The following is an 11,466-nucleotide window of genomic DNA, read 5'->3' on the forward strand; positions in this document are numbered from 1 at the left end:
GAACGGGCGGGGCCTTCACCGTCGTGCGGGTGCCGCGGGTGCCTACGCGAAGAGCGCCGGGATGGTGTCCTCGTGGGCCTTGCGCAGCTCCTCCAGGGACAGCGCGAACTCGCCCTGGAGCTCGACCGTGTCGCCGTCCACGACGCCGATGCGGGTGACGGGCAGACCGCGCGCCCCGCACATGTCGTTGAAGCGGAGTTCCTCGGACCGCGGGACCGCCACCACGGCACGTCCCGCCGACTCGGAGAACAGGAGCGTGAAGGCGTCGAGCCCGTCCGGGACGACCAGCCGCGCACCCTTGCCGCCGAGCAGCGCCGACTCGACGACCGCCTGGACGAGACCGCCGTCCGACAGGTCGTGCGCGGAGTCGATCATGCCGTCACGGGAGGCGGAGATCAGGATCTCGGCGAGCAGCCGCTCCCGCTCCAGGTCGACCTTCGGGGGCAGGCCGCCGAGGTGGTCGTGGACGACCTGGGACCAGGCCGAGCCGCCGAACTCCTCACGGGTGTCGCCGAGGAGGTAGAGCAGCTGGCCCTCCTCCTGGAAGGCGACCGGCGTGCGCCGGGCCACGTCGTCGATGACGCCCAGCACCGCGACCACCGGGGTCGGGTGGATGGCCGCCTCGCCCGTCTGGTTGTACAGGGAGACGTTGCCGCCGGTCACCGGCGTGCCCAGCTGCAGGCAGGCGTCGGCGAGACCGCGGATGGCCTCCGCGAACTGCCACATCACCGCCGGGTCCTCGGGCGAGCCGAAGTTCAGGCAGTCGGAGACGGCGAGCGGCTTGGCGCCGGTCGTCGCCACGTTGCGGTACGCCTCGGAGAGGGCCAGCTGCGCGCCCGCGTACGGGTCGAGCTTGGCGTACCGGCCGTTGCCGTCGGTCGCGATGGCGACGCCGAGGCCGGTCTCCTCGTCGATCCGGATCATGCCCGAGTCCTCGGGCTGCGCGAGGACGGTGTTGCCCTGCACGAAGTGGTCGTACTGCGAGGTGATCCACTTCTTGGACGCCTGGTTCGGGGAGGCCACCAGCTTCAGGACCTGGTCCTTCAGCTCCTCGCCCGTGGTCGGCCGCGGCAGCTTGTTCGCGTCGTCCGCCTGGAGGGCGTCCTGCCAGTCCGGGCGGGCGTAGGGACGCTCGTAGACCGGGCCGTCGTGCGCGACCGTGCGCGGGTCGACGTCGACGATCTTGCCGCCGTGCCAGAAGATCTCGAGGCGGTCGCCGTCGGTCACCTCGCCGATGACGGTGGCGATGACGTCCCACTTGTCGCAGATCTCGAGGAACCGGTCGACCTTCGCCGGCTCGACGACCGCGCACATGCGTTCCTGCGACTCGCTCATGAGGATTTCCTCGGGCGAGAGCGTGGAGTCGCGCAGCGGCACGTCGTCCAGCGTCACGCGCATGCCGCCGGAGCCGTTGGAGGCGAGCTCGGACGTGGCGCAGGACAGACCGGCCGCGCCGAGGTCCTGGATGCCGACGACCAGCTTCTCCCTGAAGGCCTCCAGGGTGCACTCGATGAGGAGCTTCTCCTGGAACGGGTCGCCGACCTGCACGGCCGGGCGCTTCGAGGGCTTGGCGTCGTCGAAGGTCTCGGACGCCAGGATCGACGCGCCGCCGATGCCGTCGCCGCCGGTCCGGGCCCCGTAGAGGATGACCTTGTTGCCCGCGCCGGACGCCTTCGCGAGGTGGATGTCCTCGTGCCGCATCACGCCGATGGCGCCGGCGTTCACCAGCGGGTTGCCCTGGTAGCAGGCGTCGAAGACGACCTCGCCGCCGATGTTCGGCAGGCCGAGGCAGTTGCCGTAGCCGCCGATGCCCGCGACGACGCCCGGCAGGACGCGCTTGGTGTCGGGGTGGTCGGCGGCGCCGAAGCGCAGCGGGTCCACGACCGCGACCGGCCGCGCGCCCATCGCGATGATGTCGCGCACGATGCCGCCGACGCCCGTGGCCGCGCCCTGGTAGGGCTCGACGTACGAGGGGTGGTTGTGCGACTCGACCTTGAAGGTGACCGCGTAGCCCTGGCCGACGTCGACGACGCCGGCGTTCTCGCCGATGCCGACGAGCAGCGCATCGGACTGGGGGGCCTTCTCGCCGAACTGGCGCAGGTGCACCTTGGAGGACTTGTACGAGCAGTGCTCGGACCACATGACCGAGTACATGGCCAGCTCGGCGCCGGTCGGGCGGCGGCCGAGGATCTCGACCACGCGCTCGTACTCGTCCTTCTTCAGGCCGAGTTCGGCCCAGGGCAGCTCGACGTCGGGGGTCTCGGTCGCGTGCTCGACCGTGTCCAGAGGCGTCCGGCTCATGCGTTGACCAGCTTCTTGAGGATCGAGGTGAAGAACGGGAGACCGTCGGTGCGGCCGGAGCCGATGAGCGGCTCGACGGCGTGCTCCGGGTGCGGCATGAGACCCACGACGTTGCCGGCCGCGTTGGTGATGCCGGCGATGTCGCGAAGGCTGCCGTTGGGGTTGACGTTCAGATAGCGGAAGGCAACCCGGCCCTCCGCCTCCAGCTCGTCGAGCGTGCGCTCGTCGGCGACGTACCGGCCGTCCATGTTCTTCAGCGGGATGTGGATCTCCTGGCCGGCCGTGTAGTCGGTCGTCCAGGCGGTGTCCGCGTTCTCCACCCGCAGCTTCTGGTCGCGGCAGATGAAGTGGAGGTGGTCGTTGCCGAGCATCGCGCCCGGGAGCAGGTGGGCCTCGGTGAGGATCTGGAAGCCGTTGCAGATGCCGAGGACCGGCAGACCGGCCTTCGCCTGCTCGATGAGGGGCTCCATCACGGGGGAGAAACGCGCGATGGCGCCCGCCCGCAGATAGTCGCCGTAGGAGAAACCGCCGCACAGCACCACGGCGTCGACCTGGTGGAGGTTCTTGTCCTTGTGCCAGAGAGCGACGGGCTCGGCGCCCGCGAGGCGGATCGCGCGCTGGGTGTCCCGGTCGTCGAGGCTGCCGGGAAAAGTGACGACGCCAATACGAGCGGTCACTTCGCGGCCCCCGCGACGGCTTCTTCCGACTCGACCCGGACCGTGAAGTCCTCGATCACGGTGTTGGCGAGGAAGGATTCCGCAAGATCGTGGATGCGGGCGAGGGCGGCCTCGTCGACCGGTCCGTCAACTTCCAGTTCGAATCGCTTTCCCTGACGTACGTCGGAGATGCCTTCGAAACCCAGCCGCGGCAGTGCGCGCTGCACCGCCTGGCCCTGGGGGTCGAGGATCTCCGGCTTGAGCATGACGTCGACTACGACGCGTGCCACTGGCACTCCCGGTGGTGTGGTGCTGAGCAGGCTCCTGCAGGTGTCTCCAACAGGTGTCTTCAGACTACCCGCACAAAATTTCTACGCGAGTAGAGTTGTAGGAAACTACGTGAGCGCCATCACGATCAGGTATCGGACCAGTGCCTTCGTGAAAATTTCAGGGAAAGATCCGGGGTGCGTCCGCGTTCCCTATTGCCCCGGGACACGCGGGCAGATTTAGTCGGGCTTCACATTGCAATGCCGGGCACTGTACAAATGAATTGTCAATAGCCGATACTTTGCCCCATAACAGGCGAACAGTCGACATCTCCGTGGCGTCTTGGCACGTCATCGCAGAGCTGTCGCACGAAGGGACCGATATTCGTGGCGCAGAAGGTCGTGGTCACTCTCTTTGACGACATCGACGGCTCGGAAGCGGCGGAAACGATCGCCTTCGGGCTCGACGGCAAGTCGTACGAGATCGACCTGAATGAAGGCAATGCCGAGAAACTGCGTAAGGCGCTCGCGCCCTACGTGGACGCCGGCCGCAAGCGGTCGAGGTCCGGCAAGGCGTACAAGCAGACGGAGGTCGCCCCCGACCCCGCCGCCGTCCGCGCCTGGGCCCAGGCCAACAAGATGGACGTGCCGGCACGCGGCCGTATCCCCAAGAAGGTCTACGAGGCGTTCGCCGACGCACAGTGAGCTCCGCCCCGTGTGCTGGGCCGACGGCCGGTCACTCGCCCCCGGCGGGAACCGACTTGCGCTGCACCCCTCCCGGTCGGCTAGAGTCTGGAGCACGCCGCCGGGCGAGGCCGAAAGGCCCAGCTCACGGAGTACACGCGGGTGTAGTTCAGTAGTAGAACATCCCCCTTCCAGGGGGAAGGCGCAGTGTGCAATTCCTGTCACCCGCTCTGCACCGCCGATCCGACCACTGTTGTGGATCAGGTAGGCTGGTGCTCGCGCCGATCGGTGAAAGCCGGTCGGAGGCAATGCGGACGTAGCTCAGTTGGTAGAGCGCAACCTTGCCAAGGTTGAGGTCGCGAGTTCGAGCCTCGTCGTCCGCTCCATCGAAAAGACCCCGGTCCAGTGGACCGGGGTCTTTTCGTGCGCCTCGGCCGCCCGGACCGCCGTGGGCGCCGCGCTGGCCGTCTGACATTTGTCATACGCACTGGTGACACCTCGCACTGCCGGGCCCTCCCCTCCGCGGGGAGGCTCGAGACATGGACACGAATGAGCACGTGATCGAGGTCACCGGCCTCCGGCGTGTGTACGGGGGCGAGTTCGAAGCGGTCCGTGGAATCTCCTTCCACGTGCGCCGCGGTGAGGTCTTCGCGCTGCTGGGCACCAACGGGGCCGGGAAGACGTCGACCGTCGAACTGCTGGAAGGGCTGGCGCGTCCGGACGGCGGACGGATCAGGGTCCTCGGGCACGACCCGTACGCCGAACGGGCCGCCGTGCGGCCGCGCACCGGCGTGATGCTCCAGGAGGGCGGCTTCCCCTCCGAACTGACCGTCGCCGAGACCGCGCGGATGTGGGCCGGCTGTGTGAGCGGCGCCCGTCCGGCCGGGGAGGCGCTGGCGCTCGTCGGACTCGCCGAACGGGCGGACGTCCGGGTCAAGCAGTTGTCCGGCGGCGAGCGGCGACGCCTCGACCTGGCGCTCGCGGTGCTCGGCGACCCCGAAGTCCTGTTTCTCGACGAGCCGACGACCGGCCTGGACGCCGAGGGCCGGCGCGACACCTGGGACCTGGTGCGCGCCCTGCGCGACGCCGGCACGACGGTCCTGCTCACCACGCACTACCTGGAGGAGGCGGAGAACCTCGCCGACCGGCTGGCCATCCTGCACCGGGGCCGCATCGCCGCCTCCGGAACGCCCGCGGAGGTGACCGGCGCCCGGCCCTCCCGGATCGCCTTCGAGCTGCCCGAGGGGTACTTCGTGGGCGACCTGCCGCCGCTGGGGGAGCTCGGCGTGTGCGGGCACGAGGTCGACGGTCGCCTCGTACGGCTGCGCACACGGGAGTTGCAGCGGGCGGCGACCGGGCTGCTGGTGTGGGCCGACCGGTCCGGAGTCACACTGCGCGGGCTCGACGTGCGGTCGGCCTCACTGGAGGAGGCGTTCCTCGGCATCGCCCGGGAGGCGTCGGACGACCCCGAGGACCACCTGGGCGGCGGAGGCGGACGAGACACGACGGTCGCGGTACGAGGGGGGCGGACGACATGAGCGAGGCGCGCGGGACCGATGGAGCGAGCGATGTGAGCGGGGCACGCGGGGCGAGCGATGTGAGCGGGGCAGGGACAGCAGGCAAGGCGGGCGAGACGGGCGATATGAGCGAGGCGGGCGGGACGAGCTGGGCGGGCAGCGCCGGCGGTACGACGGCGGGGGGCGGCATGGGCGGGACCACGGCGGGGGGCGGCACCGGCGGGACCACGGCCAGGGGCGTCATGGGCGGGACGACGGCCAAGGGCGTCATGGGCGGGACGACGATGGAGGGGGCCGCCGGTCGGGTGGTCGTGCGTGCGGTCACTACGCCCCTCGGCCGGATCGCCGCCCTCGGCCGGGCCGAGCTGACGCTTCTCGGGCGCAGCAGGAGCACACTCGCCCTGGCGCTCCTCGTGCCGCTCGTACTGCCGGTCAGTCTGGCCTCGGTGGTCGACGGCATGGACGTGGCGGACGCCGGGCTCACCGCCGGTCTGGTCCTGCTGCCCGCCGCCATCGGCTTCTCGCTGCTGTTCGGGGTGTACCAGGCGCTGTCGTCCGTCTACACCGCCCGGCGCGAGGAGTTGGTGCTGAAACGGCTGCGCACCGGTGAGCTGAGGGACGCCGAGATCCTCTGCGGATCGGCGCTGCCGGTCCTCGCCACGGGGCTGGCCCAGTCCCTGGTACTGGTGGCCGGCTCCACCGTCCTGCTGGACATACCGGTCCCGAAGGCGCCCCAGCTGGCCGTTCTGGGGCTGCTGTCGGGGCTCGCGCTGTGCGCGGCGCTCGCGGCGCTCACCGCGGCCGTGACCCGGACCGTGGAGAGCGCACAGGTCACCACGGCGCCGTTGGTGCTGGTGTCGATGACCGGCTCCGGGATGGCCGTCCCGCTGGAACTGCTCCCCGACCGGCTCGCGTCCTTCTGCGAACTGCTGCCGCTGTCCCCGGTGATCACCCTGATCCGGGGCGGCTGGACCGGGAGCCTGTCCGCCTACGAGGCCCTCGGCGCACTGGCGACCGCGCTGGCCTGGACCCTCCTCGCGGTGTTTGCTGTACGGCGGTGGTTCCGGTGGGAGCCGAGGCGCTGAGGAGCGGTGGAACGGTGTTCGGCTGGATACGGGGGTGGCACGGACGCCACTGGCGCGAACGCAGCAAGGCGGAGCGCGTCGAGCTGCAGAGCGTGCTCACCTGGTACCTCACGACCTGGTTCTTCACCCTGTCCTGGCTGGCGCTGCCGCTGGTGGGCGCCGTCGGCCGGCGGCCCCTGCCGCTGGCACTCGGCGGGTTGCTGCTTCTCGGAGGCGCCCTGAGCTGCGTGCAGGCGAACCGGCTCACCCGGCCGGCGCTCGACCACTACCTGGGCCGAACCGAACTCCCGTCCCGCGCGCTGCGCCCCTCCGCCGTCCTGCTGGCCCTGGAACTGGCGCTGATCCTCGCTCTCGCCGCGCGGGGCGGCACCGACCCGGTGGCGATCAGGCTGTTCATCGGCGCCGTGCTGCTGCCCTTCGGGCTGCTGTACGGGCTCGTCGTCCCCGTCCCGGTGTTCCTGCGGCGGTCCCTCGTGCTCTCCGCCGTGCTCATGGCCGTGTTCGCCTGGACCGCACCGGACCTCGCCGGGATCCTGACGGTCGGGATGCTCACCGCGTTCGGGACGCTCTTCTCGCTGCTGGCCGGTCGCTGCGGCGCCTGGACCCTGTCCGTGCTCTGGGAGGCGGAGCGGGCCCGCGAGGTCGAGGCCCGGCTCGCCGTCGCCGAGGAGCGGCTGCGGTTCGGGCGGGATCTGCACGACGTCATGGGACGGAACCTGGCGGTGATCGCCCTGAAGAGCGAGCTGGCCGTGCAGCTGGCCCGGCGCGGGCGGGCGGACGCCGTGGAGCAGATGATCGAGGTGCAGCGCATCGCGCAGGAGTCGCAGCGCGAGGTGCGTGACGTCGTCCGGGGCTATCGGGAGGCCGACCTCGGGGCCGAACTCGCGGGAGCCCAGGGGGTGTTGCGGGCGGCCGGGATCGCGTGCGAGGTGCACGGGGACGCCGGGGCGCTGCCCGCCGAGGTGCAGTCGGCGCTCGGCTGGGTGGTGCGGGAGAGCACCACGAACGTGTTGCGGCACGGGGCCGCCGAGCGGTGTTCGGTGGCTCTGCGGAGGACGGAGGGGTCCGTGGTGCTGACGGTGGAGAACGACGGCGCGCGGCCGGACGCCCCACCGGACCCACAGCGGGACGACACCGACAGGGGCCGGGAGGACAGGGGCAGGAGCGACGCCTCCCAGGGCGAAGCCGGACGCGACGACGCCGGACGGGACGACGCCGGGTCCGGCAGCGGCGGCAGCGGGGTACCGGGCAGCCGCCCGGGCGCCGGGACTGCCGCGAACTCCGGCGGCGGCACGGGATCCGACGGCGCGGGTCGTGGCGGGTCGGGGCTCGTCGGGCTGCGGGAACGGCTGCTCAGGGTCGACGGGACGTTGCAGGCGGGGTTCGTCGGGACGGGCGGGTACCGGGTGGTCGCGCAGGTGCCGTTGAGCGGGAAGAGCGCTGTGAAGGAGGTCACTTCGTGACGGTGCGGGTGCTGCTCGCCGACGACGAGCACCTCATCCGGGGAGCCCTGGCCGCGCTGCTCTCTCTGGAGGACGACCTGATGGTCGTCGCCGAGGCGGCCACCGGGCCGGAGGCGCTGGCGATGGCCCTGGCCCACCGCCCGGACGTCGCCGTGCTGGATCTGCAGATGCCGGGCGCGGACGGTGTGAAGGTCGCCACATCCCTGCGGACCGAACTGCCCGGCTGCCGGACGCTGATCGTCACGAGTCACGGCCGGCCGGGGCATCTCAAGCGGGCGCTTGCGGCAGGTGTGCGCGGGTTCGTCCCCAAGACGCTGAGCGCCCAGCGGCTCGCGGAGATCATCCGCACGGTGCACGCCGGGAACCGTTACGTCGACCCGGAGTTGGCCGCCGACGCGATCTCCGCCGGCGACTCACCGCTGACCTCGCGCGAGGCGGAGGTGCTCGAACTCGCCGCCGACGGGGCGCCCGTCGCGGAGATCGCCGAGCGGGCCGCGCTCTCGCAGGGCACGGTACGGAACTACCTGTCGTCGGCCGTCTCCAAGCTCGGGGCGGAGAACCGGCATGCCGCGGTGCGGCTCGCGCGAGAGCGGGGTTGGGTATAGTTGGCCTCGCGCCACGGCACCTTCGCACCGGCGCATTGCGGACGTAGCTCAGTTGGTAGAGCGCAACCTTGCCAAGGTTGAGGTCGCGAGTTCGAGCCTCGTCGTCCGCTCCATCGAAAGGCCCCGGTCATCGACCGGGGCCTTTTCCGTCACTCCCAGCCGAGGCCCGTGAGGCGCTCGTAGGCCTCGACGTACTTCGCGCGGGTCGCGTCCACGATGTGCTGGGGCAGCGGCGGCGGGGGCTGCTCGCCGTGCCGGTCCCAGCCGGACTCGCCGGAGGTCAGCCAGTCGCGCACGAACTGCTTGTCGTACGAGGGCTGCGCGCGGCCGGGCTGCCACTGGTCGGCCGGCCAGAAGCGGGACGAGTCCGGGGTCAGGACCTCGTCGGCGATGACCAGGTTCTCGTCCTCGAAGCCGAACTCGAACTTGGTGTCGGCGAGGATGACGCCCCGGTCCCGGGCGATGTCGCGGGCGCGGCCGTAGACGGCGAGGGTCGCCTGGCGGAGCTGGGCGGCGGTGTCGGCGCCGACCTGACGGGCCACCTCCTCGTAGGAGACGTTCTCGTCGTGCTCGCCGACGGCCGCCTTGGTGGCCGGGGTGAAGATCGGGGCGGGCAGTTCGCTGCCGTCGACCAGGCCCTCGGGGAGGGCGAGCCCGCAGACCGTGCGGGACTCCTTGTACTCGACGAGGCCCGAGCCGGTGAGGTAGCCGCGGGCCACGCACTCCACGGGGACCATCCGCAGCGACTTGCAGACCAGGGTGCGGCCGGCCCAGTCGGCGGGGGCGCCGACGGGCAGTTCCGTGCTGAGGACATGGTTCGGGACCAGGTCGGCGAGCTGGTCGAACCACCACAGGGAGAGCTGGGTCAGGATGCGGCCCTTGTCGGGGATCTCGGTCGGCAGCACCCAGTCGAAGGCGGACGTGCGGTCACTGGCGACCATCACGAGGTCGCCCGCCTCGTTCTGGTACAGCTCGCGCACCTTGCCGGTGTGCAGATGCACCAGGCCCGGCACCTGAAGGGGCTCGGGCTTTTCTACGAATCCGGACACGGTTCCTCCCCGTGGTTCTGTCTCAGTGGGCTGATTGTCCCGTACATCGGGATCGGCCGAGGACAGCGGGGTGGGGCGAGCCCCGACAGCGGGGCGGGTGGGCGCGGACAGGGGCGGGTGAGCGAGACCGGCAGGGCGGGCGAGCGGGGCGGGCGAGCGGGCGTACGGATGTCAGTCGCGCTTGCAGATGCGGTCCAGGAGGTTGGCGGTGGCCCGCTGGATGCGGGGATCGGCATGGCCGGGACGGTCCAGGGCCGGGGACCAGGCGAAGGTTCCGGAGGCGAAGACCAGGGCGCCTGAGGAGGCACGGTAGAGGGAGGTCTCCTGGTGACGCAGGGCGCCCTGACTGTCGCGGTACGGGGAGTGGGCGAGGAGGATGCGGTCCTCGTGGGGCGGCAGCGCGGTCCGCGGGAAGTAGCGGTCGGCCTCGCCCGCGACCAGGTGCTCGATGCCGTCGCCCTCGCCTGCTCCGGTCGCCTCCCACAGCCAGTGTCCGGCGTTGCGGACGATCAGCGGGTGCGGCTCGGGCACCCGCCCCGCGTACTGGATGCCGATCAGCTGCTGCTCGGCCCGGTCGATCTCACGCCACAGCGCGGGCCGCCCGGGCCCCCTGCGTTTGCGGCAGGTGAGCAGCCGGCCCGGGACGCCGGACGGCGACGGGCCCAACTCGACCTGCCAGTAGAGGGAGTTGGCGGAGAGGAAGACCAGCGAGGTGCCGCTGTCACGGGCGAGCTCCACGGTGCGGCGCATACGCGTCGACCAGTACTCGTCGTGTCCGGGGAAGACCAGGCCGCGGTAACGGGTGGGGTCGACGGCGCCCACGTGCAGGTCGCGGGCGTCGGCATAGGCGACGTCGTAGCCGTAGCGCTCCGCCCAGCGGATGAAGTCGTAGGCGTGGCCGACGTGCAGCGGAAGGCCCGCGCCGGCGTACGGACGGTCGAAGGAGACCGTGGTCGCCGCGTCGGCCTCGCCGAGGAGCCGACCGTCGTCGTCCCACGCGTGGTAGAGGCTGGCGCCGGTGCGGCCGTCCTCGGGATACAGGTTGTAGGCCTGCCACGTGACGTCGGGAAGCACGAGAAGCAGGTCGGCCGGACGATGGTCGCGGACCGTGAAGGGCACGTGCGACCGGTAGCCGTCGACGGTGGTGAGGACGGCGACGTACGCCCCGACGTTCCAGTACGACGGGACCTGAAGCCGCCAGGAGAGCCACCAGTGATGGCAGGAGACCGTGCGGTCGGCGGTGAGCGGCGGGGGCTGGACGATCCCGGAGAGACGCGGACTGGTGGTGATCTTGGCCGCGCCCTCGCCGTCGTAGTGGCCGATGCGGTAGACGTCGACGCTGAACTCCTGGGGCGGGTCGACCGTGATGTGGAAGTCGACGGCCTCGCCCGGGGCGACCGCGCCCGTGGAGACGAACCCCTTGATCTGCCGGCGGACGTCGTCGGCGGACCGGGGAGCGCCTGAGCCCGGCGCGGTGCGCGGTGCGGGGACGCGGGAACCGCCGACGCTCTGTGCGGCGCCCGGGACCGGGTTCTGGTCCACGTACCAGGGGACGACCTGACCCGTGTCGTCGAAGTACGTCTCGCTGCCGCGCAGCCAGGGGACGGGGCCCTGGCCGAAGGGGTCCGTGACGGCGTGGGCCAGCGCCCCCGACTCCCATCGGCGGGTGTGCTTCGGTCCTGGTCCGGGTCCCATGGTGCTCCCCTCCCCTGTGCCCCGTGATGGCTCGTGGTGACTCGTGACGCTCTTGACGGCTCGTGCCGGGCTCATGCGCACGTGAGCGCTGTGCGCGCCGCCGGGTGCTCGGCGGCGGTCGGCAGCCCGCCGCTCGTCAGCCCAC

The 11,466-nt window shown here is 71.3% G+C and carries 10 protein-coding genes and 3 tRNA genes; 8 read left to right on the forward strand and 5 right to left on the reverse strand.

The genetic code is table 11. From position 1 onward, the window contains the following. Positions 1 to 42: 42 nt before the first annotated feature. The 3 genes from purL to purS are packed head-to-tail and all read right to left on the reverse strand — an operon-like array spanning position 43 to position 3,247. Entirely contained in the window at positions 43 to 2,301 is a 2,259-nt protein-coding gene (purL, locus tag ACN6LD_RS13625; RefSeq protein WP_319193476.1) for a phosphoribosylformylglycinamidine synthase subunit PurL, read from the reverse strand. Beyond that, positions 2,298 to 2,978 carry a phosphoribosylformylglycinamidine synthase subunit PurQ gene (gene purQ, locus ACN6LD_RS13630; protein WP_319193477.1) on the reverse strand — a complete coding sequence of 227 codons (681 nt, stop codon included), beginning with the start codon at positions 2,976 to 2,978 and terminating at the stop codon, positions 2,298 to 2,300. Before purQ ends, purL begins: the two co-directional genes overlap by 4 nt. Continuing rightward, positions 2,975 to 3,247, reverse strand: coding sequence for a phosphoribosylformylglycinamidine synthase subunit PurS (purS, locus tag ACN6LD_RS13635; RefSeq protein WP_057576348.1), 273 nt, complete (start codon positions 3,245 to 3,247; stop codon positions 2,975 to 2,977). The genes purQ and purS overlap by 4 nt, the downstream gene beginning before the upstream one ends. Before the next feature lie 363 nt (positions 3,248 to 3,610). Here purS and ACN6LD_RS13640 point away from each other — a divergent pair, with 363 nt between their 5' ends. From ACN6LD_RS13640 to ACN6LD_RS13675, 8 genes are all read left to right on the forward strand, one after another. Continuing rightward, positions 3,611 to 3,928 (forward strand): histone-like nucleoid-structuring protein Lsr2, encoded by a 318-nt coding sequence (locus tag ACN6LD_RS13640; protein ID WP_057576350.1) that lies wholly within the window; start codon positions 3,611 to 3,613, stop codon positions 3,926 to 3,928. A gap of 137 nt (positions 3,929 to 4,065) precedes the next feature. Beyond that, positions 4,066 to 4,137 (forward strand) — tRNA-Gly (locus ACN6LD_RS13645). Between the two features lie 80 nt (positions 4,138 to 4,217). Beyond that, a tRNA-Gly gene (locus ACN6LD_RS13650) sits at positions 4,218 to 4,293 on the forward strand. 153 nt (positions 4,294 to 4,446) lie between these two features. Beyond that, complete coding sequence (locus ACN6LD_RS13655; protein ID WP_445043283.1) at positions 4,447 to 5,445, forward strand: ABC transporter ATP-binding protein; 999 nt, start codon at positions 4,447 to 4,449, stop codon at positions 5,443 to 5,445. A 248-nt stretch (positions 5,446 to 5,693) separates the two neighbouring features. Beyond that, on the forward strand, positions 5,694 to 6,509 hold the full coding sequence (locus ACN6LD_RS13660) for an ABC transporter permease (RefSeq protein ID WP_445043309.1): 816 nt from the start codon (positions 5,694 to 5,696) through the stop codon (positions 6,507 to 6,509). A 14-nt stretch (positions 6,510 to 6,523) separates the two neighbouring features. Continuing rightward, positions 6,524 to 7,972, forward strand: a complete 1,449-nt coding sequence (locus ACN6LD_RS13665) for a sensor histidine kinase (RefSeq protein WP_445043284.1) — start codon at positions 6,524 to 6,526, stop codon at positions 7,970 to 7,972. Further along, positions 7,969 to 8,577, forward strand: a complete 609-nt coding sequence (locus tag ACN6LD_RS13670) for a response regulator transcription factor (protein WP_319197963.1) — start codon at positions 7,969 to 7,971, stop codon at positions 8,575 to 8,577. Before ACN6LD_RS13665 ends, ACN6LD_RS13670 begins: the two co-directional genes overlap by 4 nt. A gap of 37 nt (positions 8,578 to 8,614) precedes the next feature. Next, positions 8,615 to 8,690 (forward strand) — tRNA-Gly (locus ACN6LD_RS13675). A gap of 36 nt (positions 8,691 to 8,726) precedes the next feature. On the opposite strand, the gene ACN6LD_RS13680 is transcribed toward ACN6LD_RS13675, so the two are convergent. Next, positions 8,727 to 9,626 carry a phosphoribosylaminoimidazolesuccinocarboxamide synthase gene (locus ACN6LD_RS13680; protein WP_319197961.1) on the reverse strand — a complete coding sequence of 300 codons (900 nt, stop codon included), beginning with the start codon at positions 9,624 to 9,626 and terminating at the stop codon, positions 8,727 to 8,729. A gap of 171 nt (positions 9,627 to 9,797) precedes the next feature. Beyond that, positions 9,798 to 11,321 carry a N,N-dimethylformamidase beta subunit family domain-containing protein gene (locus ACN6LD_RS13685; RefSeq protein WP_319195027.1) on the reverse strand — a complete coding sequence of 508 codons (1,524 nt, stop codon included), beginning with the start codon at positions 11,319 to 11,321 and terminating at the stop codon, positions 9,798 to 9,800. Positions 11,322 to 11,466: the final 145 nt, after the last annotated feature.

It is taken from the genome of Streptomyces sp. SAS_272 (assembly GCF_052543235.1).